At 63.0% G+C, this 26534-nt stretch carries 25 protein-coding genes and 7 pseudogenes; 24 read left to right on the top strand and 8 right to left on the bottom strand.

What is annotated here, in order from left to right; all coding sequences use genetic code 11:
- Positions 1-887: 887 nt before the first annotated feature.
- Positions 888-1619 (bottom strand): annotated as a pseudogene (locus WKW77_RS35050) (YihY/virulence factor BrkB family protein); the annotation flags it as partial.
- Between the two features lie 211 nt (positions 1620-1830).
- On the opposite strand from WKW77_RS35050, the gene WKW77_RS25030 reads away from it, so the two are divergent.
- The 15 genes from WKW77_RS25030 to WKW77_RS24960 all read left to right on the top strand — a co-directional run bounded on the left by WKW77_RS25030 (position 1831) and on the right by WKW77_RS24960 (position 11858).
- Positions 1831-1992 (top strand): hypothetical protein, encoded by a 162-nt coding sequence (locus WKW77_RS25030; protein ID WP_340359598.1) that lies wholly within the window; start codon positions 1831-1833, stop codon positions 1990-1992.
- A 14-nt stretch (positions 1993-2006) separates the two neighbouring features.
- Positions 2007-2318, top strand: a complete 312-nt coding sequence (locus WKW77_RS25025) for a c-type cytochrome (RefSeq protein ID WP_340359597.1) — start codon at positions 2007-2009, stop codon at positions 2316-2318.
- On the top strand, positions 2291-2539 hold the full coding sequence (locus WKW77_RS25020; RefSeq protein ID WP_340359596.1) for a hypothetical protein: 249 nt from the start codon (positions 2291-2293) through the stop codon (positions 2537-2539). The genes WKW77_RS25025 and WKW77_RS25020 overlap by 28 nt, the downstream gene beginning before the upstream one ends.
- 124 nt (positions 2540-2663) lie before the next feature.
- Positions 2664-2987 (top strand): DUF1840 domain-containing protein, encoded by a 324-nt coding sequence (locus WKW77_RS25015; RefSeq protein WP_340359595.1) that lies wholly within the window; start codon positions 2664-2666, stop codon positions 2985-2987.
- A gap of 482 nt (positions 2988-3469) precedes the next feature.
- The gene (gene atpD, locus WKW77_RS25010; protein WP_340359594.1) at positions 3470-4978 is read left to right on the top strand and encodes a F0F1 ATP synthase subunit beta; all 1509 of its coding nucleotides are present in this window, start codon (positions 3470-3472) and stop codon (positions 4976-4978) included.
- Entirely contained in the window at positions 4968-5357 is a 390-nt protein-coding gene (locus WKW77_RS25005; RefSeq protein ID WP_340359593.1) for a F0F1 ATP synthase subunit epsilon, read from the top strand. Before atpD ends, WKW77_RS25005 begins: the two co-directional genes overlap by 11 nt.
- Positions 5350-5757 carry an AtpZ/AtpI family protein gene (locus WKW77_RS25000; protein ID WP_340359592.1) on the top strand — a complete coding sequence of 136 codons (408 nt, stop codon included), beginning with the start codon at positions 5350-5352 and terminating at the stop codon, positions 5755-5757. The genes WKW77_RS25005 and WKW77_RS25000 overlap by 8 nt, the downstream gene beginning before the upstream one ends.
- Positions 5750-6082 carry an N-ATPase subunit AtpR gene (locus WKW77_RS24995; protein ID WP_340359591.1) on the top strand — a complete coding sequence of 111 codons (333 nt, stop codon included), beginning with the start codon at positions 5750-5752 and terminating at the stop codon, positions 6080-6082. Before WKW77_RS25000 ends, WKW77_RS24995 begins: the two co-directional genes overlap by 8 nt.
- Complete coding sequence (locus WKW77_RS24990; protein WP_340359590.1) at positions 6072-6773, top strand: F0F1 ATP synthase subunit A; 702 nt, start codon at positions 6072-6074, stop codon at positions 6771-6773. The genes WKW77_RS24995 and WKW77_RS24990 overlap by 11 nt, the downstream gene beginning before the upstream one ends.
- A gap of 27 nt (positions 6774-6800) precedes the next feature.
- Complete coding sequence (locus WKW77_RS24985) at positions 6801-7082, top strand: F0F1 ATP synthase subunit C (RefSeq protein WP_340359589.1); 282 nt, start codon at positions 6801-6803, stop codon at positions 7080-7082.
- 3 nt (positions 7083-7085) lie between these two features.
- A complete protein-coding gene (locus tag WKW77_RS24980; protein ID WP_340359588.1) occupies positions 7086-7880 on the top strand; it encodes a F0F1 ATP synthase subunit delta in 795 nt (264 codons plus the stop codon).
- Positions 7877-9460 carry an alternate F1F0 ATPase, F1 subunit alpha gene (locus WKW77_RS24975; RefSeq protein ID WP_340359587.1) on the top strand — a complete coding sequence of 528 codons (1584 nt, stop codon included), beginning with the start codon at positions 7877-7879 and terminating at the stop codon, positions 9458-9460. The genes WKW77_RS24980 and WKW77_RS24975 overlap by 4 nt, the downstream gene beginning before the upstream one ends.
- Positions 9457-10377: a F0F1 ATP synthase subunit gamma gene (locus WKW77_RS24970; protein ID WP_340359586.1), complete on the top strand. Its 921-nt coding sequence runs from the start codon at positions 9457-9459 to the stop codon at positions 10375-10377. The genes WKW77_RS24975 and WKW77_RS24970 overlap by 4 nt, the downstream gene beginning before the upstream one ends.
- Complete coding sequence (locus tag WKW77_RS24965) at positions 10374-11276, top strand: ADP-polyphosphate phosphotransferase (RefSeq protein WP_340359585.1); 903 nt, start codon at positions 10374-10376, stop codon at positions 11274-11276. The genes WKW77_RS24970 and WKW77_RS24965 overlap by 4 nt, the downstream gene beginning before the upstream one ends.
- A gap of 138 nt (positions 11277-11414) precedes the next feature.
- Positions 11415-11858 (top strand): universal stress protein, encoded by a 444-nt coding sequence (locus WKW77_RS24960; protein ID WP_340359584.1) that lies wholly within the window; start codon positions 11415-11417, stop codon positions 11856-11858.
- Between the two features lie 46 nt (positions 11859-11904).
- On the opposite strand, the pseudogene WKW77_RS24955 reads toward WKW77_RS24960, so the two are convergent.
- The 3 genes and pseudogenes from WKW77_RS24955 to WKW77_RS35045 all read right to left on the bottom strand — a co-directional run bounded on the left by WKW77_RS24955 (position 11905) and on the right by WKW77_RS35045 (position 14219).
- A pseudogene (locus tag WKW77_RS24955) lies at positions 11905-12702 on the bottom strand (hypothetical protein).
- Positions 12703-12836: 134 nt separating this feature from the next.
- Positions 12837-13169: a hypothetical protein gene (locus WKW77_RS24950; RefSeq protein WP_340359583.1), complete on the bottom strand. Its 333-nt coding sequence runs from the start codon at positions 13167-13169 to the stop codon at positions 12837-12839.
- Between the two features lie 561 nt (positions 13170-13730).
- Positions 13731-14219 (bottom strand): annotated as a pseudogene (locus WKW77_RS35045) (DUF3619 family protein).
- A 769-nt stretch (positions 14220-14988) separates the two neighbouring features.
- Here WKW77_RS35045 and zwf point away from each other — a divergent pair.
- Together zwf and WKW77_RS24940 are read left to right on the top strand one after the other, a co-directional pair.
- Complete coding sequence (gene zwf / locus WKW77_RS24945) at positions 14989-16392, top strand: glucose-6-phosphate dehydrogenase (protein ID WP_340359582.1); 1404 nt, start codon at positions 14989-14991, stop codon at positions 16390-16392.
- Between the two features lie 4 nt (positions 16393-16396).
- Positions 16397-18220, top strand: coding sequence for a glycoside hydrolase family 15 protein (locus WKW77_RS24940; protein WP_340359581.1), 1824 nt, complete (start codon positions 16397-16399; stop codon positions 18218-18220).
- Positions 18221-18630: 410 nt separating this feature from the next.
- On the opposite strand, the gene WKW77_RS24935 is transcribed toward WKW77_RS24940, so the two are convergent.
- Positions 18631-19041: a DUF302 domain-containing protein gene (locus WKW77_RS24935; RefSeq protein WP_340359580.1), complete on the bottom strand. Its 411-nt coding sequence runs from the start codon at positions 19039-19041 to the stop codon at positions 18631-18633.
- Positions 19017-19916, bottom strand: a pseudogene (locus tag WKW77_RS24930) (ArsA-related P-loop ATPase); the annotation flags it as partial. The gene WKW77_RS24935 and the pseudogene WKW77_RS24930, both read right to left, overlap by 25 nt.
- Before the next feature lie 294 nt (positions 19917-20210).
- On the opposite strand from WKW77_RS24930, the gene WKW77_RS24925 reads away from it, so the two are divergent.
- The 5 genes from WKW77_RS24925 to WKW77_RS24905 all read left to right on the top strand — a co-directional run bounded on the left by WKW77_RS24925 (position 20211) and on the right by WKW77_RS24905 (position 24290).
- Entirely contained in the window at positions 20211-20771 is a 561-nt protein-coding gene (locus tag WKW77_RS24925) for a VOC family protein (protein WP_340359579.1), read from the top strand.
- Positions 20772-20813: 42 nt separating this feature from the next.
- Positions 20814-21662: a fumarylacetoacetate hydrolase family protein gene (locus WKW77_RS24920; protein ID WP_340359578.1), complete on the top strand. Its 849-nt coding sequence runs from the start codon at positions 20814-20816 to the stop codon at positions 21660-21662.
- 49 nt (positions 21663-21711) lie between these two features.
- On the top strand, positions 21712-22680 hold the full coding sequence (locus WKW77_RS24915; RefSeq protein WP_340359577.1) for a Bug family tripartite tricarboxylate transporter substrate binding protein: 969 nt from the start codon (positions 21712-21714) through the stop codon (positions 22678-22680).
- Between the two features lie 21 nt (positions 22681-22701).
- Positions 22702-23484, top strand: a complete 783-nt coding sequence (locus WKW77_RS24910) for an SDR family NAD(P)-dependent oxidoreductase (protein WP_340359576.1) — start codon at positions 22702-22704, stop codon at positions 23482-23484.
- Between the two features lie 71 nt (positions 23485-23555).
- Positions 23556-24290: an IclR family transcriptional regulator gene (locus WKW77_RS24905; protein WP_340359575.1), complete on the top strand. Its 735-nt coding sequence runs from the start codon at positions 23556-23558 to the stop codon at positions 24288-24290.
- A gap of 247 nt (positions 24291-24537) precedes the next feature.
- Here WKW77_RS24905 and WKW77_RS24900 read toward each other — a convergent pair.
- Positions 24538-24954: pseudogene (locus tag WKW77_RS24900) on the bottom strand (IS630 family transposase); the annotation flags it as partial.
- Positions 24955-25036: 82 nt separating this feature from the next.
- Here WKW77_RS24900 and WKW77_RS24895 point away from each other — a divergent pair.
- A pseudogene (locus tag WKW77_RS24895) lies at positions 25037-25483 on the top strand (transposase); the annotation flags it as partial.
- A 57-nt stretch (positions 25484-25540) separates the two neighbouring features.
- Here WKW77_RS24895 and WKW77_RS24890 read toward each other — a convergent pair.
- A complete protein-coding gene (locus WKW77_RS24890) occupies positions 25541-25762 on the bottom strand; it encodes a hypothetical protein (RefSeq protein ID WP_340359574.1) in 222 nt (73 codons plus the stop codon).
- A gap of 525 nt (positions 25763-26287) precedes the next feature.
- Between WKW77_RS24890 and WKW77_RS35040 the strand changes: the two are divergent.
- A pseudogene (locus WKW77_RS35040) lies at positions 26288-26449 on the top strand (transposase); the annotation flags it as partial.
- Positions 26450-26534 lie beyond the last annotated feature (85 nt).

The raw sequence follows: 26534 nt of genomic DNA, 5'->3' as shown, positions 1-26534 counted from the left end.
CGCCCCGGAAGACATCCACCTGGTCCTTGCTATGCGCAGCGCGGGACTCATTGAGGCAGAGACCTCGATGCCCGTGATTCTTCGAAACGGCGAGCGCAGGATCGAAAGTGCGCAGGTGACAGCCATCACTGCCGAGGGGCGCTCTACATTGCTTTCGCGCAACGCGATGGCGCTGCCACCCCGGCAGGGCTGAACGTTGGTTTTTGCGAATTCTTGCGCAAGAAGGGTCTTGTCGCGGTCGGCACGTCGGGCGCGGCAGTGGGGCCGCCGCAATTCCCTGATGTGCAACCGCCAATCCCCCGACGTCTGGGAAATTGAACGTCACTGCTCGGCCGCCGCACTTCCGAGAACTGGGCGCTCAAGCGCTGCGTCATCGCAATCGAGCGCAAGAACTGGGATTGGTGGCTGAAGGGAACGGTCGGATAGGAAAGGCGGAGCACTCTTGACCGCGGCTCGGGTCAGGTCGCCGGAAACGCTTCCAACGCGCTCGCCCAAATAAGGCAATCCCACGCCGATGCGGCGCGTTGCTCGGTGGCGGTCGACGCAAGTACTCCCGGGCGGTCAACCATCCCCTTTGGACGGCACCGACCAGGCCCACAGAGGTACATCAAAGTTTGCGCATAGCATGGCGTCGTGCACGCTGGCGTTTTTTGACCTGGTCCAGCAATGAACTGACGATCGTTGCGATTCCCAATACGAGCACCTGCTTGGTCATGCGAGAACACCGCCTGCTGCGTGCGCTGATCGATTTCACGTTGCGCGTCGACGGCTCTGGCGAGCACGCTTCCATCAGTCTCGGCGGGCAGCGCGGACGGCCTTGGAGCGCCGCCCGCGTTGACCGCCTCTTTCAGCGACCGCGTGGCAACCACCGCCCTGATGCCGGCATCCGACCCTTGGGCCTCCGAATAAACCTTGGTGAACTCGGCCCCGAGCAGAAAGATCTGGGCAGCGTAGTACACCCATGCCAACAGCACCACCAGAGAGCCGGCGGCCGCAAAGCTTCCGCCCACGCCACTCTTGCCCAGATAGAGTCCTATGCCGGACTTGCCCACCTCGAAGAGCAGCGCGGTCACGCCTGCGCCGACCCAGACATCTCGCCATGCGATCGTGACCGTCGGCATGAACTTGAAGATCATCGCGAACAGGACGGCGCTCGTAGCAACCGAGAACAGGACGTTGATACCCTGTAGCAGCAATTCCCAGCCTGGCAAGAGGCTTCCAGCCCATTGGCCGAACGCGGCCACGGCAGTGCTGACCAAGAGCGACACAATCAGCAGAAAGGCAAGCCCGAGAATGAGCCCAAACGACAGGACCCGCGCGCGCAGCAACGCCCAGACACCGGTTGGCTTGGCCTTTTCGGGAACGTGCCAGATGCGGTCCAAGGCACTTTGCAGTTCGGCAAAGACGGTCGTGGCACCCACGATCAGCACGCCGATGCTGATCGCGCCGGCCAACAACCCTTTTGACGGTTCGCTCGCGCTGCGGATCATGCCTTGGACGGCAATCGCGCCGTCGCGCCCCATCAGGCCCTGCAGTTGGCCCACGATTTCCCCGCGCACCGCTTGCTCACCGAAGACTGCACCAGTCACGGCGATCACGATCACCAGCAGAGGCGCTAGCGGCAGAACTACACCTCCAGCTTCATCCAGGGATTGACCGCGAATCCCAGCGATACCCTGAATTCGACGCGGCTGAAGGCCTCCTACTACTACGACCGCAAGTACGGCATCACCCTCAGCAGCTTCTCTATCAACGACGGCGCCGAACCCAACCTGTACACACCCGCACCCGTCACCGGCAGGTTCAACGGCAGGCAGCAGCCGGGGCTACGTGGTCGAGCTCGACTACCTGCCGATCCAGTACGTTCGCCTCATGCTGCAGTACACGGCGTACTCCAAGTTCAACGGCGGCGGCTGGGGCTACGATGGTGTCACGACGCGAAAACCCAGCGACAACAACACTTGGTTCTTCAATGTGTGGTTCGCCTACTGAATCGGGGAGCCCCCATGAGCACATCGTCTCTGGCGTTCCTCGCGCAAACCTTGCTGGCCGGCGCCCTGCTGGCAGCGCAAGGCGCCGCCTCCGCGCAAGACAAGTCGCCCGACGCCGAACAGGCCGCACGGAAGGTGGCCGGATCGATCTGCGCGTCCTGCCACGGTCCGGGCGGCGTCAGCACCTCACCGGTCTTTCCGCGCCTTGCGGGTCAGCAGGAACTCTACTTGGTCGCACAACTGAAGGCCTTCAAGTCCAAGACGCGTGGCGAGCAGGATGCGCACGACTACATGTGGGCATGGCCACCCTGCTCGAAGACTCCGTGATCGAGGGCCTCGCGCGCTATTACGCGGCCCAGAAGCCCGGACCGGGCATCGCGGGCGATCCTCGACTGATCGCCCGGGGCAAGACGCTGTACGAAAAGGGGGATTCGTCGCGCAACGTCGTCGCCTGTTCAACGTGCCACGGCCAGCGGCCCAGGGCAATGCGATCTTCCCGCGCCTGGCCGGCCAGTATGCAGCCTACGTGGCGCGTCATCTCGAAGTGATCCAGGGCAAGTTAGGCAGCAGCCGCAAGAACCACGCCGATGACGCAGCAGCTGTACGAGTCCCTCAAGATCTCACACCGGGCGCATAATGGTCCCGTTGGTTCAAGCGAAGCCATGTCTTGCGATGCACTACACGTTTAAATCCAAAGCAACGGGTGACTTGATCATGATGGGCCCGATTGGCGACGAGGTGTTGCGCGTGATCGGTAAGGAGCCCGCGGTCCAAGGCATCATAGAGCCCGCGACGATGCCGGGGGCCATCTCTGCAATCGAAAGGGCGATCGCGGGCGAGGAGTCGCAGCCCGCGCCAACCCAGAGCGACTCGGCGGGCGAGGGCACCGACCTGTCGAGCGAAGAGAGAGTGAGCTTGCGGCAGCGCGCTTGGCCACTCGTCGAGATGATGAAGCGCGCGTACGCCGAGAATGCATCAATCGTCTGGGGCGTTTAATTCAGAACGAGGCGGCCGGTGGGGTTGCTATCGAGGCGTGTCTGCGCTTTCCGCACGACGCCGCTCGGCGGACCGGGCGGGCGCGTCGACCTTTGACGATGTGTGTGCCGCATCGCCTCGTGTTGCTAGCCTATGGGGGCGGGTCTATCGCGCCGCAGGGGCGGGCGCTGCCTGTTGGGCGATGGCCCAACGTTGCCGAATCCTTGCAGGTCCGATGTTGGCGCCCATTCGCGAACTCATGTGGACGACCCGCGCTTCGCGGGTTCGGCAAAAGACTTGCAGGAGCCGCGGCCATCCTGTCTGGCTGACCACGCTCGTTTGAGCGAACTGCGCAACCCACATCTGCCCCCAGGGCTGCGCGGCGATTGATCTTGCGCAATGTACGGTCAGCATGCGGCCGGATACTGTGCCCTGCAGTTCTATTCCGCCTCTTTCCGATTTCGTCGGACGAGAGGTTTAGTCTTGCGGACGCGAAGAACATCTTGATCACATCATCCGTAGCCACAGGAGTGCCGTCGGCCCGATCAGCGCCCGCCGCCTCCAACATCGGATCCGTTGTGTCCGTGCGCGGAAGCGTCGTCGACGTCCGGTTCGATGGGTATCTGCCCCCCATCTACACCGTGCTGCGCGCCGGCGACAAGGGACAAATTGTGATCGAGGTGCTATCGCAGCGTGATGCGCATCATGTGCGCGGGATCGCCTTGACGCCGACGCAGGGATTAGCCCGTGGCACAGCGGTGAGGGACACCGGTGGCCCACTGACGGCACCTGTCGGGCGATTGATTCTCTCGCGGATGTTCGACGCGTTTGGCAACACCATCGATCGCGAGACGGCGTTGTCCGATGTCAAGTGGCGTTCAGTGCATCGGACGCCACCGCCGCTGGCACGGCGCTCCACGAAGTCCGAGATCTTCGAGACAGGCATCAAGGTCATTGATGTGCTCTCGCCGCTCGAGCGCGGTGGCAAGGCGGGCTTGTTCGGCGGGGCGGGCGTGGGCAAGACGGTACTGCTCACCGAAATGATCCACAACATGATCGGGCACCAGGAGGGCGTCAGCATCTTCTGCGGTATTGGCGAGCGTTCTCGTGAAGGCGAGGAGCTCTATCGCGACATGAAGGCAGCCGGCGTGCTGTCGAGCATGGTGATGGTCTTCGGACAGATGAACGAGCCTCCTGGCGCCCGATTCCGAGTGGGTCACGCGGCGCTGACCATGGCCGAGTACTTCCGCGACGACGAGCACCGCGATGTGCTGCTGTTGATCGACAACATCTTCCGCTTCATCCAGGCCGGCGCGGAGGTGTCGGGTCTGCTGGGGCAGATGCCATCGAGGCTGGGCTATCAACCCACAATGGGCACCGAATTGGCGGGGCTGGAGGAGCGCATCGCCAACACCGACACCGGCGCAATCACGAGTATTCAGGCAGTCTACGTGCCGGCTGACGATTTCACCGATCCGGCGGCGGTGCACACGTTCTCGCATCTCTCGGCGTCGATCGTGCTGTCGCGCAAACGCGCCAGCGAAGGACTGTTTCCGGCCGTGGACCCGCTGCAGTCGAATTCCAAGATGGCCACACCAGGAATTGTTGGCCAGCGGCACTACGCGCTGGCGCAGGAGATCCGGCGCACCTTGGCGCAATACGCACAGCTCAAGGACATCATCGCGATGCTGGGCTTGGAACAGCTCTCGACGCAGGATCGGAATGTGGTCGAGCGGGCCCGGCGCCTGGAGCGCTTTCTCACCCAGCCCTTTGTGACGACCGAGCAGTTCAGCGGCCTGGCCGGAAAGCTCGTCGGTCTTGAAGACGCGCTGGATGGCTGCGAGCGCATCCTCGCCGATGAGTTCAAGGACTACCCCGAGAGTGCGCTCTACATGATCGGCAAGGTCGACGAAGCGAAGGCCAAGGCCGAACCTGGCCCCGGGCCGGCCTCGAAGCCCGCCGCCAAGCCGCAGCACCGGGTAGCTCCGGTATTGGATGTTCATGAACCTTAAGGTATTGCTGCCATTCGAGGTCTTCACCGAGAAGACCGGTGTGTCCCGGATCCTCGCCGAGACGAGGCAAGGTTCGTTCGGCCTGCTGCCCCGGCGGTTGGACTGCGTGCTGGCGCTGGTTCCTGGCATCCTCATCTATGAAACCAAAGCGCAGGGCGAGGTCTGTCTGGCCGTGGACGAGGGCGTGCTCGTGAAGACCGGCCTCGACGTCCTGGTCTCGGTACGCCGCGCCTTGGGCGGTACCGACCTCGGCCGGCTGCGCCAGGCGGTGGAGCGCGAGTTCCTGACCCAGGACGAGGACGAGCAGAGTCTGCGCCGGGTCATGGCCAAGCTGGAGGCCGGCTTCCTGCGCAGCCTTGGGGGCTTTCGTCGTGGTTGACGAACGCCGATCGGCAGCGGGAAAGCTGCCGCCCGCCGAAGGTTCAGGGGGCCCACCCGAATGGAACCGATCGCTCGCAGGTGACCGGTCCAAAGATGCGCCAGGCTTTGTTGTGCAGGCAGGTGCGAAGGCCACCCGAAAGCTCAAGGCGCGCCGAAATGCCTCGCACGGCGTATGGTTTGGCCTTGGCATGATGGGATTGATCGGCTGGTCGGTGGTCGTGCCGACGTTGCTGGGCGCGGCGCTCGGGATGTGGCTGGACAAGCGACACCAAGACACGCATTCATGGACGCTGGCTCTGCTGGTCGCCGGGCTCGCCATCGGATGCCTTAACGCGTGGCATTGGGTCGCCAAGGAGGACAGAGCCATGCGCGAGGATCAGGAGGCCGACGATGAATGAAATGTTCGCATCGCCAGTCGCGACGGTACTCGTGCTGGTCCTGTCGGCCTTGGCGGGTGCAGCGCTGGGCACGCTCTTCTTTGGCGGGCTGTGGTGGACGGCGCGGCGGGGAGCGGTGTCATCCCAACCGGCGCTGTGGTTCTTCGTCAGCCTGTTTCTGCGCATGAGCATCGCACTCTTGGGTTTCTATGCCGTTTCTGACGGTCGTTGGGAGAGGATGCTGACATGCCTGCTCGGCTTCGTTGTGGCGCGAGCGGCGGTGATGCGCCTGACGCGGCCGCAAGACTGTGCCCCTGCGTCACAGGAGGCCGAACATGCGCCTTAGTCCCGACGAACTGATCTACTGGCAGTTCGGACACGTCAAGATCAACGCCACCATTGCGTTCACCTGGGCGCTGATGCTCGTGCTGGTGGTGGGCTCCAAGCTCATCACCAGAAGGCTTTCCCACGGGCTGCAGCGCTCGCGCTGGCAGAACCTGCTGGAGATCGTCGTGACTGCCCTCGAGAAGCAAATCCGGGAGGTGGGCCTGCGCCAGCCGCGCAAGTACCTCGGCTTTCTCGGCACGCTGTTCCTGTTCGTCGCGATTTCCGCCCTGTGCACCGTCGTTCCCGGCTACGAGCCGCCCACAGGGTCGTTATCGACCACGGCTGCCCTTGCGCTGTGCGTGCTGGTCGCGGTGCCGTATTTCGGCATCGCGGACCAGGGGCTGCGAAGGTACCTCGCGTCCTACGCCGAACCGACGGTCATCATGCTGCCCTTCAACATCATCAGCGAGGTCTCGCGCACGCTGGCCCTTGCGGTACGCCTGTTCGGCAACATGATGAGCGGCGCCATGATCATTGCCATCCTGCTGACCATCACGCCGTTCATCTTCCCTGTGGTCATGACCTTGCTGGGCTTGCTCACCGGGATGGTGCAGGCGTACATCTTCTTCATCCTCGCCACGGTCTACATTGCGGCGGCCATCGGCGTCCGCAAGGATCGGCCCGACGTTGAGGCGCCACCGGAAGCCTGATCGACAGCAACCATCGAAGGAGCCCGAATGGAAACCCTCACAATCATCGCGGTGGCCTCCATCGTCACAGCCGGCCTCACCATCTGCATCGGCGTCATCGGCACGGCGCTGGGGGAAGGCCATGCGGTTGCGACTGCGCTCAGTTCGCTGGCCCAGCAGCCCGATGCGTCCTCGACTATCACCCGCACGCTGTTCGTCGGCCTGGCGATGATCGAGTCCACGGCCATCTACTGCTTCGTGGTATCGATGATCCTCATCTTCGCCAATCCGTTCTGGAACCACGCGATCGCGCAGGTCGCGGGAAAGTAGGGCATGCTCATCGACTGGTTCACCGTCGGGGCGCAGGCGCTGAACTTCGTCATCCTCGTGTGGCTGATGAAGCGCTTTCTCTATAAGCCCATCCTCGACGCGATCGACTCACGCGAAAAGCGCATTGCTGCAGCCCTTTCGGATGCCCAAGCGAAGAAGGCCGAAGCGCAGAGGGAGCGCGACGAACTCCAGCTCAAGAATGACGAGTTCGGAAGGCAACGCGCTGCGCTGATCGATCAAGCGACAAAGGAGGCCGACGCCGAGCGCCGCCGTCTCGTTGACGAGGCAAGACAGGCGGCCGATGCGCTCGGTGCCAGGCGCCGCGCGGCGCTTATCGGCGACTCGCGGCGCCTGAACCAGGCCCTCGTCCGCCGGACGCAGCAGGAGGTGTTCGCCATCGCGCGGAAGGCGCTGTCGGAACTTGCGGCGACGAGTCTGGAAAAGCAGATTGCCGAGGTACTTGTGCGCCGCCTGCGAGCCCTAGATGGTCCAGCCAAGGAAGGCGTTGCCCAGGCGCTGACGAGCGGGACCGGCCCCGCGCTTGTGCGTAGTGCATTCGAGCTGCCCGCCGAGCAGCGCGAGGCGATTCAGTCCGCGGTCAACGAATCCTTCTCGACCGACATCGCGCTGCGGTTCGAGACAGCGCCGGACCTCGTAGCCGGCGTTGAACTCAGCTCGAACGGGCTGAAGGTTGCATGGAGCATCGCCGACTATCTGTCGTCGCTGCGAGAGGAGGTGGAAAAACTCACCCAACCGCAAGCGCAACCGCAGTCGGTGGCCGATCAGGGCGTCCCATGAAAGCATCGGCCGAAGACATCGAGGGTGCGTTCGACCGTGCATTCGCGGGCCTCGAACAGGCGCGCGAAAACCATGGTACGAAGCTCGCGCCGCGCGAGGTCGGCACGGTCACCGCGCTGAGCATGGGCATTGCCAGCGTGTCCGGCCTGCCCGGTATCGGCTTCGAGGAACTCATCCGTTTCCCTGGTGACGTGTTCGGCATTGCGTTCAATGTGGACGAGGACGAGATCGGCGTGGTTTTGCTCGGCGACTACGCACATTTGAGTGCGGGCGATGAAGTCGAGCGAACGGGCCGTGTGATGGACGTGGCAGTAGGTGACGGATTGCTGGGGCGCGTGATCGATGCGCTGGGCGCGCCGCTCGATGGCGGCGGGTCGGTCGATGCGGGTGAACGTATGCCGATCGAACGCCCTGCTGCGCACATCATGGATCGAGCGCCCGTCACGGTGCCCCTGCAGACGGGCTTGAAGGTCATCGATGCGCTGATTCCCATCGGCCGCGGCCAGCGCGAGTTGATCCTGGGCGACCGCCAGACGGGCAAGACGGCGATTGCGATCGACGCCATCCTCAACCAGCGCGGCAAAGACGTCGTGTGCGTCTATTGCGCCATCGGCCAGCGCGCTTCGTCCGTGGCGAAGGTCGTGGCCGTTCTGCGCGATCAGGGGGCGATGTCGCACACCGTGGTCGTCGTGACCGAAGGCAACGAAGCGCCGGGCCTTGCCTATATCGCGCCCTACGCGGCCACCAGCATCGCCGAGCATTTCATGGAGGCGGGTCGCGACGTACTGATCGTCTACGACGATCTTACGCAGCATGCCCGCGCCTACCGCGAGCTGTCGCTGCTGTTGCGGCGACCGCCCGGACGCGAGGCTTTCCCGGGCGACATCTTCTACGTCCACTCGCGCCTGCTCGAACGCTCCACGCGCCTGCGCAAGGAGCTCGGCGGCGGATCGCTCACTGCCTTGCCCATCATTGAGACCGAGGCGCAGAACATGTCGGCCTACATCCCGACCAACCTGATTTCCATCACCGATGGACAGATTGTGCTGTCGCCGACGTTGTTCGAACTGGGCGTGCTGCCCGCCGTCGATGTCGGCAAGTCCGTGTCCCGGGTCGGCGGCAAGGCGCAACGGGCCGCCTACCGCGCAGTGGCGGGCGACCTCAAGCTCGCCTACGCGCAGTTCGAGGAGCTCGAGACATTCGCCCGGTTCGGCGCCCGATTGGATGACGGCACCCGCAAATCGATCGAGCACGGACGGCGCATCCGGGCCTGTCTGAACCAGGCCGAGTCCGCGCCAGTACCGGTGCCGGCGCAAATCGCCATTCTGCTGGCGCTGGCCGCCGGCCTGCTCGATGACGTTCCAATCGACCGGATAGCCGATGCTGAACGCACATTGCGTGAGCTCGCAGCCGTGATTCCGGCTGAGGTGCGCGAGCACCTGGACACCGGAGACACACTGAGTGACGAGGATCGCGCGACCATTCTCGATATGGCCCGCCACGCGATCGCAGCATTTCTGCCGCCGACCACCCCCGGGACTGGGCCGGAGCCTGAACCCGGACATCGAGAAGCTCGATGAGCAACAGCACAGCCGGCCTGCGCCGTCAGATCGACAGCGCGGCAGACCTCCAATCGGTCGTTCGCACCATGAAGGCGATCGCGGCTTCGAGCATCGGACAGTACGAAAGGTCGGTGCGCGCGCTGGTGGATTACAAGCGCACGGTCGACCTTGGGTTGGGCGCTTGCCTGCGGACCCTCGGATCTTCCGCTTCGCGCGCGACGCGACGCACATCGGCCACGCGCCGCGTCGTAAGCGTCGTGGTGTTCGGGTCCGACCAGGGGCTGGTCGGCCGTTTCAACGAAGCGGTCGCCGACCATGCAATCGCGACGCTGGGGAGCCTGCCCGATGTGCCCCGGGTCTTTGCGGTCGGTGAGCGTGTCCACGCACTGCTCGTTGACGCGGGCCTGGCACCCGTGGGCCGGTTCGCTGTACCGACATCGGTCAATGCCATCCCGCCTCTGGTCGGACAGATTCTCGTGGACAGTCAGCGAGCAGGCCGACATGAGGCGGACAGCCAACTCCACCTCATCTATAACAGCCCGGCATCCGCGGCAGCCTATAGAACCGTCAGCAAGCAACTGCTGCCTCTCGATGAAGGCTGGCGCCGCACCTGTATCGAAACCCCGTGGCCGACGAAGAATCTCCCCGAGGTCATGGGGGGCGCTGCCGTAACGCTGGCGGCGCTCGTCGGCGAGTACCTGTTTGTCTCGCTCTTCCGCGCGTGCGCGGAATCGCTCGCGAGCGAGAACTCAAGCCGTCTGGCCGCAATGGAACGCGCCGACAAGAACATCGACGAGTTGTTGGTCGATTTGCGCGGCAGTTTCCACCGACTGCGTCAGGACGGCATCGACGAGGAGTTGTTCGACGTGATCTCAGGCTTCGAGGCGTTGAATCGGCCGCGACAGCGGCCGAAAGGGCAAGGGGCACCACCATGAAAATCAAACCCGATGATTTCCGGGTTCGTGAAGGTGAAGAAGTAAGTCTCGCCAAGTGGAAGACGCTGGTGAAGCCGGCTTACCGATCCAAGCACCAGTACGCGGAACTTCTGGCATTGCATGTCGAGGAGTTGAGCGCGTTGCAGGAGCTGCACTATGCATCCAATCGCTATGCGCTGTTGCTCATCTTTCAGGCCATGGACGCAGCCGGCAAGGACGGCTCCATCCGGCACGTGATGTCCGGGGTGAATCCCCAGGGTTGCCAAGTCTTCAGTTTCAAGCATCCGAGCACGACGGAACTTGAGCACGATTTTTTATGGCGCACCACCCAATGCCTTCCGGAACGCGGCCGGATCGGCATCTTCAACCGCTCGTACTACGAGGAAGTCCTGATAGTCCGCGTCCACCCCGAAATACTTCGAAGCCAGGGGCTGCCTGACGCGCTGCTGGACGACAAGACGGTCTGGGGAAACCGCTATCGCTCGATTGTCGGTCTCGAGAAGCACCTGTATCGAAATGGCACGAGGATCCTCAAGTTCTTTCTCCATCTCTCGAAGGCAGAACAGCGAAAGCGATTCCTCGAACGCATCGACGACCCGACGAAGAACTGGAAGCTCAGCGTCGCCGATATTGAAGAGCGGGGATTCTGGAAGGAGTACATGCGTGCCTACGAAGCCTGCCTGAGCGCGACGAGCACGGAAATCGCGCCTTGGTACGTGGTTCCTGCCGACGACAAAGACAACGCGCGTTTGATCGTTTCGCAGATCGTGCTCGAAGCATTCAGGAAACTCAAAATGCACTATCCCAAGATCGACGAAGAGCGCAGGAAGGAGCTGCTCGCCATCCACGAGCGCCTGGCAGGCGAAATCGTCGATCCCGCCCGTGTGCGGCCGGGATGAAAAGTGCACCGCCGTAGGGGAAATGTCGTGAACTCAACACCTCTTTGACCTATCCAACCGGCCTTGTGCACCAATTCACCATGCTTGCGTCCTCACGGCGCGCTCGGTGAGCGCGGGCCAGATTCGCAGTCCAGATTTATGTATCAGCACATCCTGGTTCCGATCGACGACACCTCGGTCTCGGAGCGTGGTCTGCACGAGGCGATTCTTCTGGCCGCCGCGTTGAAGAGTCGCCTGAGGCTGCTGCATGTGATTGACGATTTCCAGGCGCAGGTCGATCAATCGCCGGAATCCACCTTCGATGCTGCGGTCCAGGAAGTCCGCCGAAAGGCAGAGGCTTTGCTCGCCACCGCACAGAAAAGCGCCCTCGAATCCGGGATTTCGGCTGAGTGCGTTCTGATCGATGCAGTCCCCACTACGGTTTCGGATCTGATCTTGCAAGAGGCCCAATCACGCAAATGCGATCTCATCGTCATGGGCACGCATGCACGTCACGGCTTGATCCGCCTGGTCTTTGGCAGCGATGCGGACCTGATCGTCCGAGGAAGTCTCGTCCCGGTGCTGCTTGTACGATCCTCGTAGCCGGGAGCGGCTTGGTTGGCTCGGAAGCGCCTTACTCCAGGCAACCTCACTGCATTTCGATCCATCGTGCAATCGCGGGCGAGTGGTCCGCAAGTGTTCGCGCGCCCATGAACAAACCGATGTGGCCGCCCGGAACCATCTTGCAGACGATCCGGTCGGCGGGTGTGCCAACATACTTGGCCGCGTTCAGCACCTGCTCCGGCGTCGTGATGTCAATGTCGTGAAGATCGAGCGTTCGACCCAGTCCGACAAACTTTCCTTTGGCGAGGCGATTTTCCTTGAACAGCTGGCTGATCGCCTGGAGATACCGGCGCCCGGCAGATTGATCGGGTTCTCGTACCAGTTCTCTAAGCCCCCCCTTTGCGACACCAGCGAACGGACCTTGTCCGGGAATCGGAAAGCGAGCATCGCGGAGAGCCAGCTACTCTGACACACGCCGACCAGATTCACTCGCCCGCCAAGAATCATCGATTGCGGCCAACAATTCGGCCAGGTAGCTGTCGATGTCGAGATCCTTCATGTCCAATGTCGCGGACTTCCAGTCGGTCAAGGCGATGTGTTGGACACCGTTGGCCAGGAGCGTCTCGATAAGGCTCTGTCCTTGATGGTAGTCGGCGATCATCGCCGTGTGGCCGGCATGCGGGGCTTCGACGATCGCGGGGACGCCATCAGGTTCGCCGTACTCTCGCAGCAACATCGTGGGCAGATGCCAGCCGCACCTGATTCCTTGTCGCCGGCTGAGGCCTGCGGTGCTCATGGATCTTGGTTTCTTCGTCCACGAACCGGAGATTCTTGGCGTAGAGAGTAAGCTTCCTTGTTCGATAAGGGCTGCGGCCATCGCCATCGGCCAGAACGCTCGCCAGCATCAACTCGGAGGGACTGGGGACGGCAGGAATTTTCACGATAGCGGACTACGGCAACTGTGCCGAGGATCTGCGTCGTCCCATGGTCCGCGCGGCATGAAGCGAACTTGCCGGATTACAGGCCTCGGGTGTCCAGGATCGCCGTGAGCGCTCTCTCGAACTGCGTCCCCAATTCGTTGAGGGCAGTTTTCAAGCCTTTGCCGCGCTCGACAGTGGCTTGGTTGCTCCCGTCCACGAAGCCTCGGCGGAGGTCTTCCAGGTCACGCCCCAGGCGTGCGCGGGTTTCACTGACTTGACTCAGCAGCGTCTGGACCTCCGGATCCGAGGTCTTGTCGGCGGCGCTCTGGCTTGCCTTGGCCATCAATTCGTCAATATGTCGAAGGTGCGATTCCGATTCGCGGATATGTTGTTCGGCAAGTAGGTCTATGGTTTGCATGGCTTCCTTCATTCGTTGCGAATTCAGGCGATCGTGCATGTCAGAGAGAGTATGGCGTGAGCAAGTTCCAGCATTCGTTGATCGGTCGCGTCGGATTTGATCCGCGACAATCCGCGTCTCCACCGGCAACGCGGAAAACACCTCATCCAATCTGAAGCGTCGTCGATGACGTGAACCGGTCGGAGCGATACGAAGTTGGTGCGCCGCTCCGGCGGCATGGCCGCATCCAGGGCGGCCCTCACCTGCGGGATGCCGGAGCCCGCGGCTGTCGACGCCCAGCGTCCTGTCGCCCAGACGTCGCAGCGGTGGCGGCCGGCGTCCACAGCAGGATGACCCAACCGTGACTCTGATGGAGGCGCTGGAACAGTGCGAATGCCCGGTCGCTGGCGGTTGTGAAACCCACAACGAATAGCCCTGCGATGATCGCGTAGCCAAGCACGATGGCGCGGTCTAGCCATTTGCGGCTGCTCGAAAGCTCGGGAGTAAGTTCGCTAGAAAATCCGGCTCGTGGTACATGGCCGTGATGGGCTTGGGTTGGGCAACGCCGTCGTGCGCTTGTTCGCGAATCGAGCATCAAGCATGTTGGGCGGTACTCTGGGTGGTGCCCGACTTCGACGAGTCGGGGGGAATGGCCGTTCGCCGCTGGGCGGGCCTGAGAAACTCGCGAAAGCCGGCATCGCCGTAAGCGGACGGTGGCAACACGTCCGTGAGGAACTGGGCGTCGACGTCTGCCTCCGTCCGTACCGCACGCTCATCAAGTTCGCCGCTGATGAAAGCGAGCCCGGCGACGAGCGCGACGAGTGGGGCAACGGAGGCAATGCGTATCTAGTGCTGGCTGCCTCCGAGCAAGACAATGAATTTCGGCCATGCAAAAGGCCGTGGCACCGTTCGCGGCGCCACCTTGCGATGGGCGCTGGCCCGGAATCGTGCCGTCTGCAGTCGTTCAGCGGTCTCGTGCGACAGTTCGCGTTCCCCGTTTGAAAGCCAAGCGGCGATCGTGCGCGCGAACTCGTCAGCCGGGTCGTTGGACGTCGAAGGAATTACCCGAGACGCCCGTTCCATCCACCGTTTCATTCCTTCACCACCTTGGCAAGTTGCACTACCTCGGTCAAACTGGCGGCGGACCGCCAATGAATACCTCAAGTCCGAGGATCGAAGGGGGCATAGTGCATGAACGGGCGACTCCTCATCAGGACTACAACGCCATTGGCTCACAAAATTGCCTCGTATCGTGAGCGTTTTCGGCGATGCCAGCCTAGCGCCGGCCAAGGTTAGCGCGCACGGATCCGCATGACGACCCTGGAGCCGTCGTCTCAAACGAACGGAATCCAGAGCGGGCTCGCGACAGACGGTCGTTAGTCTCGTCCGGCAGACGGATGGACGCCAGCATCCAGCCGAGGGTTTCGTTCGCTGGCCTGGATCACCTAAATCCTTGGTGGACACCATCGTCATGGACATAAGGTCCGCGCTCAAGACGGGATCACTGCGCGCTTACGTCTGGATGGATTTCCCGACACCCAAGCGAACAAAGCCTGGGTCGTCTTCGAAGGAAGGAGTGCAGTCATGAGTGCCCTGATCATCCGCGTGTGCCAGAACAAGGAAAGCGCCCCTACGAAGAATGGGCGGCGGCCTACGTGGTTCTGTTGCGCAAGTCGGGAACGATCAGGGATGCTGCAGTTTGGCGAACGCAAGTTCGCTTTGGCCGCGGCCAACCGGCTTCCGAGTTCTCTGACTAAAAGCATGAACGGCCTTCAGCGCGAGCCGCTCGAACGCAGCGGGAGTATCCGTCAGTTGCGCCACTAGCCTACAGATCCACAGTTAAGGGTTTGATATGAGCGGAATCTCTTCGCAACCGGCCGTTTCGTCGGACGCGCTCGTGGTGTTCGGCGCAACCGGCGACCTGGCGCACAAGATGATCTTTCCAGCGTTGTATGCGCTGTGCAGGCGCGGCGCATTGACGGTGCCGGTGATCGGCGTAGCGTCGTCGGCATGGAGCCTGGACCGGTTTCGCGCGTATGCGCGGTCCAGCATCGATCGCGATCACGGCGCTGACGACGCGATCGCCCTGGAGCGACTACTCTCGCAGTTGCGGTTCGTGAGTGGGGACTACAACGACTCCGACACGTTTACCAGGCTCAGGCAGACGCTGGGTGCCATCGAGCGCCCGGCGTACTACTTGGCGATACCGCCGGCGCTCTTTCCCACCGTCATCGGGAGCCTCGGCGCGGCTGGACTTGCTTCGAATGCGCGTGTGGTCGTCGAAAAGCCGTTCGGCCGCGACCTCGCCTCTGCCCGTGACCTCAACCGCGTCGCGAGGAAGGTGTTTCCGGAAGACGCCATCTTCAGGATCGATCACTTTCTCGGCAAGGAGGCGGTCATGAACATCCTGTACTTCCGCTTCGCCAATTCCTTTCTCGAACCGATCTGGAATCGACAGTACGTCGCGAGCGTCCAGATCACGCTGGCCGAGCAATTCGGCGTCGAGGGCCGGGGCGCCTTCTACGAGAGTGCCGGGTGCCTACGTGACGTGGTGCAGAACCACTTGTTCCAAATCGTCGCATTGCTTGCAATGGAGCCCCCCGCCAAGCGGGACTTCGAAGCCGTCCATCGCCATAAGGCCGATGTTTTCGACGCGATGCGGCCTTTGACACCGGACAACATCGTCCGCGGCCAATACGCGGGGTATCGCAGCGAGCCGCAGGTTGCGCCCGATTCCGATGTCGAGACCTACTGCGCCGTTCGCCTCCATATCGACTCCTGGCGCTGGGATGGCGTGCCATGGTATCTACGATCAGGGAAGATGCTATCCGCAACGGCGTGCGAAGTACTGGTTCGCCTCAAGCGGCCGCCACAGAACCTGTTTGCCGACTCAGCGGTGCGGGAGGACGCGAACTACTTGCGCTTTCATCTTTCGCCGAGCTCGATGATTGCATTGGGAGCTCGGGTCAAGCGCGCTGGCAAAGAGTTCGCCGGTGACCAGCGCGAATTTCGACTGCTTGAAGAGGAGCCGGATGCACAGAGTCCCTACGAGCGACTGCTCGGCGATGCGATGGAAGGCGACGGCGCACTGTTCACCCGCGAGAGCGCTGTCGAGGCTGCCTGGGCGGTCGTGGATCCGGTTTTGATAGACCATCCTCGCTCGATCGACTATGCGCCGGGCAGCTGGGGTCCGCCGGCCGCGAACCATTTCATCGCAGCCGACGGCGGTTGGCACAACCCCGTGCCGGTGGGCTGACGCGATGCCGTTGCCCATCGAGGACTACGCGCTGATCGGCGACTGTCACACCGCGGCCCTGGTCGGCCGCAACGGTTCGATTGACTGGCTGTGCCTGCCTCGCTTCGATTCGGGTGCCTGCTTCGCAGCCCTGTTGGGCAGCCCCGAACATGGACGCTGGTTGATTGCGCCCTGCGATGGCCTTCGTCAGGTGCGCCGTCGCTATCGGGACGGGACGTTGATCCTGGAAACAGACTTCGACACCGAGGAAGGGGTGGTGCGCGTGATCGACCTCATGCCGCTGTCCGACGAGCGCTGGGATGTGGTGCGCATCGTCGAGGGCCTGCGGGGCCGAGTTCGCATGCAGATGGAGCTTGTCATTCGCTTCGACTACGGATCGGTTGTCCCCTGGGTTCGAAAGACGGATGGGACACTGCTCGCGACGGGCGGGCCTGACACGCTGGAATTGCACACTCGGGTGTCCACCCGCGGCGAGCACATGAAAACGATGGCCGGCTTCGAGGTTGCTGCGGGCGAGCGCATTCCCTTCGTCCTCAACTACAGGCCGTCGCACGAGCCGGCGCAGGCGCCGGCCGATGGCGAGCAGGCCCTGCGCGATACCGAGCGCCGTTGGCTCGAATGGTCCGAGCGCTGCATCGACCAGGGGCGCTGGCACACGCAAGTGCTGCGCTCCTTGATCACGTTGAAGGCCCTGACCTACGAACCCACCGGGGGCATCGTCGCCGCGCCAACCACGTCCTTGCCCGAGCAGCCCGGCGGCGTACGCAACTGGGACTATCGCTACTGCTGGCTGCGCGACTCCACCTTCACACTTAACGCGCTGCTGCTCGCCGGCTATAGCGCCGAAGCGTTCGCCTGGCAGGACTGGCTGCTGCGTGCCGTGGCCGGAAGTCCGGCCGACATGCAGATCCTCTACAGCGTCACCGGAGAACGCCGAATCGACGAGACCGAGCTGACCTGGCTGCCCGGCTATCTTGGCGCAGCGCCTGTGCGCGTCGGCAATGAAGCGGCCAGGCAGTTCCAGCTCGACGTTTACGGCGAAGTAATGGACACATTGCACCTCGCGCGCGCTGACGGTCAGACACCCCGGCCGCATGCCTGGCAGATCCAGCGCGCGCTGCTCTCCTTCCTGGAAACGCATTGGCGTGATCCGGACGAGGGAATATGGGAAGTCCGGGGCCCGAGGAGGCAGTTTACGCATTCGAAGGTGATGGCCTGGGTCGCCTTCGACCGCGCCGTCAAGGACGCCGAGCGCTACAGCCTGCAAGGGCCGGTCGATGCATGGCGACGCACGCGCGATTCCATTCACGCGCAGGTCTGCGAACAAGGCTTCAACGTGCGGCGCAACAGCTTCGTCCAGCACTATGGCAGCGCCGAACTCGACGCCAGCCTTTTACTGATTCCGCTCGTGGGTTTCCTGCCGCCGGAGGATTTACGGGTGCGAACGACGATTGAAGCGATTCAGCGAGAGCTGCAGGTGGGCGGTCTGGTGCTGCGATACCAGACTGCCAGCGGCGTCGATGAACTTCCGCCTGGCGAAGGTGTGTTTTTGCCATGCTCGTTCTGGCTCGCTGACTGCCTCGCGCTGACCGGGCGACGCGAAGAGGCAGTGGCGCTGTTTGAGCAACTGCTGGCGTTACGCAACGACCTGGGCCTCCTGTCAGAGGAACTCGATCCACGTACGCACCGCATGTTGGGCAACTTCCCACAGGCGCTGACCCACATGGCGCTCGTCAACACTGCGCGGGTGCTCTCGCTGCCGCAGCGGAACATCGAGGAAACGAGCAAAAAGGGAGAACGGCCCGCTTCGGCAGCCTCGACGTCTTGAAGGTGCCGGGCGCTTCCCGCGCCACGTCCTCGGATTTCAATCACATGTTGCTGGTTCGGGCGACCCGACGCCAGCCGAGCAGGGCTTCCTGCACTGCGGCCCCAATGGCGCCGGCCACTTTGTCAAAATGGTTCGCAACGGCGTCGAATGCGGCCTCATGGCCCCCTCACCCTCGAGAATCCCGAATATCACTTTCCGAAGCCTTCGAAGCTGAGGGTCGCCTGATCGCAGTTCAACCTCACTACCGTCGCCGAGCGGTGCGCAAGCGTGATCCCTTTGGTATGCGTCCGGCTTCCAGCGATGCGGCAACAAGTCATCGATGCGGCTGGCCGCATGCGTGGGCAGCCTGTCCAGGACGCCTGAGGCTTCGACCCAACTCAACCGCCCGGAACGTCGACCCGCTTAGTGCGTCACGCCGCATTCGTCCCACTGCCGCCGAGGCTCAGACAGACTCGGCGCAGCCGTTTCTCAGCTTCGTCGGCGACAGCCTTGACCGCGGGATCGCCGACCAAGTTGACCATGACCTGCGGATCGAGGAAGCCGACCACCACCCGACCGCGCGCCTCCTCGCGTACGATCACGTTGCACGGCAGGAGCAGGCCGATGTCGGGCACAGCCTGAAGGGCCTGGTGCGCCAATGGTGGGTTGCACGCGCCCAGGATTCGATACGGCGCCATATCCTTCCCGAGTTTTTCTTTCATGGCATGTTGCACATCGATGTCGCTCAGTACGCCGAATCCTTCAGCCTTCAGCGCAGCAATCGTCCTTGATAGCGCTTCGTCGAACGATGTGTCGATCAGCGTGGTGGTGAATCCGTACATGATTGCCCTCCGTTGGCAAGGGTGGGGATCTGGGTGCGCGCGACTGCTGCACGCTCTCTCTTGGCTGTCAGTCTGGACAGCTCGGCAAATCCGATCGGCGGCCGAGTCAGCCAGGCCAGCGTGAAGATCCGTCTGGTTAACCCGCCGGACAGGCGCTCCATCTGCTTGCGTTCGCCGGTGAGCCGCGCAGCAAGCAGCGGGTCTTGCGTTCCCGCCGCCAGAACGCTCTTGTTGAGGACCCACGCATAGGGTTCGATGCCGGAGCGGCGCAGGTCATCTTGCAGGGCAGCAGCTTGCGAGACCGGCGTCACTTCGGGCAGCGTCACCAGGATGATCCTGGTGTACGCGGCATCTTGCAGCCTCATCAGGGGCGTGACGACACGTGCGCTGCCATGTCCTTCGAACTCACGCATCATCTGCCGGTGGTAGGCGCCTGTGGCATCCATCAGCAGCAGGGAATGTCCGGTCGGCGCGGTGTCCAGCACCACGAAGGCGGTTCGCGCTTCGCCGACGATGCGCGAGAAGGCATGGAAGACGGCCACTTCTTCGGTGCACGGCGACCGGAGGTCTTCGAGCAAGAGGGCTTGCTGCTGTGCATCGAGACCGGGCGACCTGGTCGCCATGATCTTGTCGACATAGCGCTGGGTTTCGGCTTTTGGGTCGATGCGGTCCACACGCAAGCCCGCCACCTCGCCTTCCAGCGTTGCCGAAAGATGAGCCGCTGGATCAGTCGTGCTCAGGTGAACAGACTTGCCGCGTTGGATCAGGCCAAGGGCCAACGCGGCGGCCACGGTGGTCTTGCCGACGCCGCCCTTGCCCATCACCATGATCAGCCCGCGGTCCGCCGCGGCGAGTTCGTCCGCCAGGGCGTCCAAGCCGCGCAATGAGGCCTTGTCTTCGGGTGTCGCGGTCTCGCCAGACGGGTTCGGGGCGACTCCTTCCAATGGGGCTGGATGGCCGTTGTTGTGCTGGCAACCGAGTCGGCCGTGTTGGCACTGGCGCTGCGCGTTGTGAAGGTTTCTGCGCTCCGGTTGCCGTAGGAGGCGGGGCAACGGGCTGATTACTGGGCGATAGAGATCTTTGTTTTTGCTTATTTTGCAAAAACATAAATTCCTGCGGATGCTGGTGCCTATAATCGCATATGTTTTGCACATATTGCGAAAATTGACATGCACCAACAGACGCGATCGACGGATTTGACGTTCAGCCATCTGGGCTTGTTCGTCAGCGACCTGGCTGCCATGACGCGCTTCTACAGGGAGGCGCTGCAGTTCACCGTGACCGACGAGGGTGACCTGGGCAGCGTCCAGCTCGTCTTCCTGAGCCGCGATCCGGCAGAGCACCATCAACTTGTACTTGCCAGCGGCCGGCCGGCGGACTTGACGTTCAACCCAGTCAACCAGGTGTCCTTCCGTGTGCCCGACCTCGCGCAGCTGCGCCGCTTCCATGCGCGACTGATCCAGGCCGGCGCAGTCGACGTCGCGCTGGTGACCCACGGCAACGCGATCTCCATCTACTGCCGCGATCCCGAGGGATACCGGCTGGAGATCTTCATGGACACACCCTGGTATTGCGACCAGCCGCTTCGAGAACCCATCGACTTCGCGCGCTCCGACGAAGAACTGATGGCGCAGGCCGAGGCCATCGCCCGGCGTTTCCCCAAATTCATGCCACGCGCCGAGTGGCAGGCGCAGATCGCCGAGCGCATGCGCGCCGACCAAGCTGCTTGAGCGCGGGCCGCTTTCCATCTCATCAACATAAAGGCTTCTCTTGTGAAACTGATTTCCTTCCTGCTCCATGGCAAGCCCACCTTCGGAGCCGCCACCGATGGCAAGGTCCTGGACCTGGGTCCGCATTTCGCCGGCCGTGCCGCCGACCTTCGCGCGCTGATCGCAGCGGACTTGCTGCAGGAAGCGGACTCCTTTGCCAAGTCGCAGGCAGCCACGCTGCCCTTGTCGGATCTGGAGCTGCTGCCCGTCATTCCCAATCCCGGCAAGATCGTTTGCGTGGGCCTGAACTACGGCGAGCATGTTCGCGAGACCGGCCGCGAAGTCACCGAGAAGCCCGCTCTCTTCCTGCGTGTGGCCGACTCGCAGGTGGCGCACGGGCAAGACATCGTGCTGCCGCCCGAGTCGGGCCGGCTCGACTACGAGGGCGAGATCGCCATCGTCATCGGCAAAGGCGGGCGGCGCATCTCGCAGGCCGATGCCTGGGAGCACATCGCCGGCTACGCCTGCTACAACGACGGCAGCATCCGCGACTGGCAGACCGCCACCACGCAATGGACGGCGGGCAAGAACTTCTGGCGCACCGGCGGCTTCGGCCCCTGGATGGTCACGCGCGACGTGATCGCCGACGACAAGGTCATGACGCTGGTCACGCGCCTCAACGGCCAGGAGATGCAGCGCACCACCACCGACAAGATGATCCACAGCATCCCGGCCCAGATCGCGCACATCTCGGCCTTCACGCCGCTCGAACCCGGCGACGTGATCGTCACCGGCACGCCCGGCGGCGTGGGCGCCAAGCGCAATCCGCCGGTATGGATGAAGGCCGGCGACGTGGTGGAGATCGAGGTCGACGCCATCGGCGTGCTGCGCAACGGCGTGCGCGCCGAGTAAGCGCACCTCGCTGCTATCCCATTACCTTGACTAGAACCAGGAGACTCACATGAATTCCATGATCCGTCGCATCCTTGCCGCGACCATCGCGCTCGCCGCCAGCCTTGCGCAGGCGCAGAACTACCCGACCAAGCCCATCACCCTGGTGGTGCCGTATGCCGCCGGTGGCCTGACCGACCAGCTCGCCCGAGAGGTGGGCGTGTACATGAGCGACGTACTCAAGCAGCCCGTGGTGGTCGACAACCGCCCGGGCGGCGCCGCGCAGATCGCCGTGAACTTCATCAAGCAGCAGCCTGCCGACGGCTACGCCGTACTCGTTGGCGACGTGCCCTCTCTTGCCACCAACGTGGGTCTGTTCAAGAAGCTCTCCTACGACCCGCGCAAGGACCTGCAGGCGGTGACGCAGCTGGTCGTCTCGCCGGCGCTGGTGGTGGTGCCCACCAGCAGCCCCTACAAGACCTTTGAAGAGTTGGTGAATGGCGCGCGCACGAAGCCGGGCGGACTGACCTATGCCTCGCAGGGCGTCGGCACGGGCGGGCAGCTGTTCGGCACGCTGCTGTCCAAGCAGATCGGCGCGACCATGGCGCACGCCGCCTATCGCGGGTCCATGCCCGGCCTTGCCGATGTCATGAGCGGCCAGGTGGACTTCATGTACGACGCGGTGCCGACCAGTGGAGCTTTCGTCAAGAGCGGCAAAGTGCGCGCACTGGCCATTGGTTCCCCGCAGCGATCGACGCAGTTCCCGCAGGTGCCGACGCTCAAGGAACTGGGCTATGAAGCCATCGTTCCTACCTTCTGGTGGGGCGTGGCAGTGAAGGCCGGCACGCCGCCGCAAATCGTGGAGCGGCTCCAGAACGTCATCAACGACGCGATGCATTCGCCAGCCATTGCCGCGAAGTTCACGGAGCAGGGCGTGATCATCCAGACCTCCTCATCGAAGGCCTTCGGCGCCTACATCGACAGCGAGATCAACCGTTGGACCAAAGTCATGCACGAAGCGGGCATGCAAGCAGACTGACCGATCGACAAGAGGCAAGACATGAACCGTTTTGAAAACCAGGTGGCGCTCATTTCCGGCGGCCTCGGCGCCATGGGCATGGCCATTGCCCGCCGGCTGATCTCCGAAGGAGCTTGCGTCGTGCTGGGCGACCTTGCGCAGGACAGTGCCTCGAAGATCGCCGAGGTCTTTCCCGAGGTGCCGCGCCCCGATGTGGTCGCGCTCGATGTCAGCGATGCCGCCAGCTGGACGGCGGCGGTGGACCATGTCCTGAAGACGCACGGGCGCCTGGACGTGCTGGTGAACAACGCCGGCGTGGTGTCCACGCAATCCGTCGCCTTCGATGCCATCGACCTCGACGAATGGCGCCGTGTCTTCAGGATCAACGTCGACGGCAGCCTGCTGGGCATTCAAGCGGCCATGCGGGTGATGAAGGCGCCGCAGGGGCGTGGCGGCGCCATCGTCAACATGGGTTCGATTGCCGGCTATGTGGGTTCGAAGGAGGGCGGCACCTACGGATCGTCCAAGGCCGCCGTTCGCAACATGACGCAGCAGGCGGCCATCAGTGCCGCACGCAACGGCTACAACGTGCGGGTGAACGCTGTGCACCCGGGGTACGTCTGGACGCCGCTGATCGAGCGCAAGCTCATCGACCAGTTCGGCACCGAGGAAAAGGCCAAGGCCGCGGTCCGCGCGATGAATCCGATGAACCAGATCGTGGAGGCCGAGGACGTCGCGGCCGCCGTGGCCTTCCTGGCTTCGCCCGACGCGAAGATGATCACGGGCGCAGACCTCGTCATTGATGGCGGACGCTTAATTCAGTGAGAATCCGGCACTTGCCGAACCCGGCGGCTTGCCTTGCCCGAGCCGCATCCAAACCTTAGGAACTCCGCCACGTGTCCAGCCTGAATCGAATGCTTGCCGTTCTCGATCTCTTTTCGGGCGACAAGCGGGCCTGGACGGCGGAAGAGATGGCCGAGAAGCTGGGCTACACGCTGGCGACCGTCTATCGCTACGTGCGCGAGCTCAGCGACGCGGGCCTCCTGCGCGGTGACAGCGGTGCGACCTTCGTGCTCGGCCCCCGCATCATCGAGTTGGACTACCAGTTGCGCGTGGGCGACCCGCTGATCGGCGCGGCCCGTTCGCCCATGGGCAAGCTGGCGGCCACGACCGGTTGCGACGTGGTGCTGGCCACCGAATATGCGGGGCACATCGTGACGATCCACCACGAAACCGGCTCGGAGCCCATCAGCGCCAGCTACAGTCGCGGCCGGCGCATGCCCCTCTTCCGCGGCGCAACCTCGCTGGGGTTGCTTTCTGCCCTGCCGCGCCAGCGCCTGCGCAAGCTCCATGAGGCCGAGGAGGGCGCCCCCGATTGGGACGCTCTGCTCGAGCGCATCAAGAAGATCCGCCGCGATGGGTACGCCGTCACCATCGCCGAACTCGATCCGGATCTGGTCGGCATCGCGATCCCGCTCGTGAGCAACGAGCACCGTGTCGTCGCGTCGCTGGGCTTCATCATGTCGAAGGCGCGCTACTCGCTGACTGACGTGGGCCAGTCGGTTTCCATGCTCGAGAACTGCGCGCATGACATCCTTGCGCGGCTGGGCGCCAGGGTCACGCCCGCATAGGCAGGTTGCGGGCGAGGGGGCTGACGAATTCCGCTTTTCTGCAACTTGCCGGAATACATTCGCGCCCAGTGCCGTGCCAAGCACCGCCAGATGGGGCCCAGCTGAATGGCCTGCAGGAGTCCGGCGGGCGCGATGCGCAAACCCAAGGCCTTCGCGGGCATCGGCGCGACCATCCACATCGCGATCGAGCAGTTCAAGTCGCTGGCGGGTACCGATCTAGTTGTTGAGTTTCACTAGTCGACTGAACTCAGAAGAATTGGTGATGTCGGCGTTGGGGATTGTCGTACTTCCACTTCAGCGGCTTGGGGTCCTTGTTGTGCTGACGGATGTATCGCATGAGCTTCTTGTCCAGATCCTTGAGCGAGGTGAAGATGCCGCGGCTGATGACGTCACGCTGGATGCGCGAGAACCAGTTCTCGACCTGGTTGAGCCACGACGAGTAGGTGGGCGTGTAGTGGATCCGTACGTTCTCGTGTTCAGCCAGGAAGGCTTCGACCAGCTCGGTCTTGTGGCTGCTGACGTTGTCGCAGATGACGTGGATCTCGCGGCCTTGCGGCTGAGTGCCGACCACGTCGCCGAGGAAGCTGACGAACTGCCCGCTGGTGTGGCGCGGGGCGGTCATGCCAAGGACTTCGCCGGTGGCGGTGTTCAGGGCGGCGAACAAACATGTAGGAACTTAGGGATGGTGTTCAAAACACTGCCCCGCCATGTGCGGTGACGGCATGAGCAGACAAGACAATATCGGTATGAAGCAGCAAGACCTCGGCCTCAATCTGAGCACGCGACGCACGCGCAAGGCGGTGTTTCTCGATGAGATGGAGCGGGTGGTCCCGTGGCGCGATTTGGTGGCGTTGAGTGCCGTGCACGCACCCAAGAAGTCCACGGGCCGACCGCCGTTTGCTGTGGAGACGATGCTGCGCATTCACTTTTTGCAGCAATGGTTTGGCTTGAGCGACCTGGCCATGGAGGAGGCACTGTTTGAAGTCTCTCTCTACCGCGACTTTGCCGGGCTGGGCAACGTCGAACGCATTCCCGACCGCGTGAGCATCCTGCGCTTTCGCCATCTGCTCGAGGCGCACGACTTGGGCCCACAAATCCTGGCCACGGTCAACGCCACGCTGGCGGCCAAGGGACTGATGCTCAAGAGCGGCACCGTGCTCGATGCCACCTTGATTGCCGCTCCCAGCATCACCTTCGTTTGATTCATGCCGGGCACTATGCTCCGGAGTGGAGCTTGAGGCATTCGATGGCTAGGAGGCAGCCTTCCGCGCCTTCCGGCGGATAGCCTCCCGATAGAGCACAGCGCCAATCTCCCCTAGGACCTTCCAGTCGTCCTCAGTGAGGTGATCTCGTGCCAGATCCATCCACGTTGCCAGCTGGGCGATCGCGTCGTCCAAACCCGCATCGCTTCGCCGCATGTCCAGCATGAGCGAGTGCAGCTCAAAGATGCTGATGTTGCGGTGCGTCTCCATGTCCCCGACTCTGTTCCGCTCGTGAGCTTGAGGCATCCTGAATCACATCCAAGACCGGCCCGCCTGCTCTCAGCGCTCATCCCACTATCAGGCGCAATGCCACGACGAGAAAGACGCCCGCGATTACGAATTTGCTGATCCAGGGACTGCGCTTTTCCTCTCGCTGATGCGTGAGGTCTGCGCGATTGAGTGCTACGAAGCTGCTGAAGGTCTGGGTGTCGGTAGATCGGCTCATGTAAACAATTGTGTCTAAAAGACCGCAGGTCTCGAAGGAACAAATACACACCTTAGTTCTCAACCCAGAAAGAACCCGCACGAAGTGGGTTCAAAAGCAGCCCTGACTTGGAGGGAGAAGAGGAGAGGGACTCCGGGCCGGCGTTGGAGGGTGGTCGCACCGCCTGAACTAACTCTGAATGACCCTGCTTAGTCATCCAGTGTCTGACGTCTCCCCCTAATTCCGGACTTTTCAAAACTGGAGGTAAGGTGGCTTTTTCGGCCGGCCCGTGAGGGCAGGAAGGAGAAGCGATGAAGAGATCGAGATTCAGCGAGGAGCAGATCGCCTACGCGCTGCGGTTGGCCGAGTCGGGCACGCCGGTAGTCGATGTGTGCCGCCAGATCGGCGTGTCCGAAGCGACCTACTACACGTGGAAGAAGAAGTTCGGTGACCTAGGGGTACCCCAGCATCGCAGCACGCAGGCGCGCCGGCGGCACCTGGTACTCAGCGGCCGAGTCGTTCATCGAGTGGCCACCCCTCGGCCCGCGCGTCGAAGTG

Source organism: Variovorax ureilyticus, assembly GCF_037889935.1.
In the GTDB taxonomy this organism is placed as follows: domain Bacteria; phylum Pseudomonadota; class Gammaproteobacteria; order Burkholderiales; family Burkholderiaceae_C; genus Variovorax; species Variovorax ureilyticus.
The sequence above is the reverse complement of the archived record's forward strand: the minus strand, read 5'-3'. Positions and strand labels throughout refer to the sequence as shown.

What these genes read in the sequence shown, in the direction of transcription:
- WKW77_RS24970 (WP_340359586.1), top strand. Translation starts at nt 9,457, where the DNA reads ATGAGCAACAGCACAGCCGGCCTGCGCCGTCAGATCGACAGCGCGGCA.
- WKW77_RS24990 (WP_340359590.1), top strand. Translation starts at nt 6,072, where the DNA reads ATGCGCCTTAGTCCCGACGAACTGATCTACTGGCAGTTCGGACACGTC.
- WKW77_RS24890 (WP_340359574.1), bottom strand. Translation starts at nt 25,762, where the DNA reads ATGGAGACGCACCGCAACATCAGCATCTTTGAGCTGCACTCGCTCATG.
- WKW77_RS24940 (WP_340359581.1), top strand. Translation starts at nt 16,397, where the DNA reads ATGCCGTTGCCCATCGAGGACTACGCGCTGATCGGCGACTGTCACACC.
- WKW77_RS24960 (WP_340359584.1), top strand. Translation starts at nt 11,415, where the DNA reads ATGTATCAGCACATCCTGGTTCCGATCGACGACACCTCGGTCTCGGAG.
- WKW77_RS25025 (WP_340359597.1), top strand. Translation starts at nt 2,007, where the DNA reads ATGAGCACATCGTCTCTGGCGTTCCTCGCGCAAACCTTGCTGGCCGGC.
- WKW77_RS24925 (WP_340359579.1), top strand. Translation starts at nt 20,211, where the DNA reads ATGCACCAACAGACGCGATCGACGGATTTGACGTTCAGCCATCTGGGC.
- WKW77_RS24985 (WP_340359589.1), top strand. Translation starts at nt 6,801, where the DNA reads ATGGAAACCCTCACAATCATCGCGGTGGCCTCCATCGTCACAGCCGGC.
- WKW77_RS24965 (WP_340359585.1), top strand. Translation starts at nt 10,374, where the DNA reads ATGAAAATCAAACCCGATGATTTCCGGGTTCGTGAAGGTGAAGAAGTA.
- WKW77_RS24995 (WP_340359591.1), top strand. Translation starts at nt 5,750, where the DNA reads ATGAATGAAATGTTCGCATCGCCAGTCGCGACGGTACTCGTGCTGGTC.
- WKW77_RS25005 (WP_340359593.1), top strand. Translation starts at nt 4,968, where the DNA reads ATGAACCTTAAGGTATTGCTGCCATTCGAGGTCTTCACCGAGAAGACC.
- WKW77_RS24910 (WP_340359576.1), top strand. Translation starts at nt 22,702, where the DNA reads ATGAACCGTTTTGAAAACCAGGTGGCGCTCATTTCCGGCGGCCTCGGC.
- WKW77_RS24975 (WP_340359587.1), top strand. Translation starts at nt 7,877, where the DNA reads ATGAAAGCATCGGCCGAAGACATCGAGGGTGCGTTCGACCGTGCATTC.
- WKW77_RS24980 (WP_340359588.1), top strand. Translation starts at nt 7,086, where the DNA reads ATGCTCATCGACTGGTTCACCGTCGGGGCGCAGGCGCTGAACTTCGTC.
- WKW77_RS24935 (WP_340359580.1), bottom strand. Translation starts at nt 19,041, where the DNA reads ATGTACGGATTCACCACCACGCTGATCGACACATCGTTCGACGAAGCG.
- WKW77_RS24950 (WP_340359583.1), bottom strand. Translation starts at nt 13,169, where the DNA reads ATGAAGGAAGCCATGCAAACCATAGACCTACTTGCCGAACAACATATC.
- zwf (WP_340359582.1), top strand. Translation starts at nt 14,989, where the DNA reads ATGAGCGGAATCTCTTCGCAACCGGCCGTTTCGTCGGACGCGCTCGTG.
- WKW77_RS24915 (WP_340359577.1), top strand. Translation starts at nt 21,712, where the DNA reads ATGAATTCCATGATCCGTCGCATCCTTGCCGCGACCATCGCGCTCGCC.
- WKW77_RS25020 (WP_340359596.1), top strand. Translation starts at nt 2,291, where the DNA reads ATGGCCACCCTGCTCGAAGACTCCGTGATCGAGGGCCTCGCGCGCTAT.
- WKW77_RS25015 (WP_340359595.1), top strand. Translation starts at nt 2,664, where the DNA reads ATGCACTACACGTTTAAATCCAAAGCAACGGGTGACTTGATCATGATG.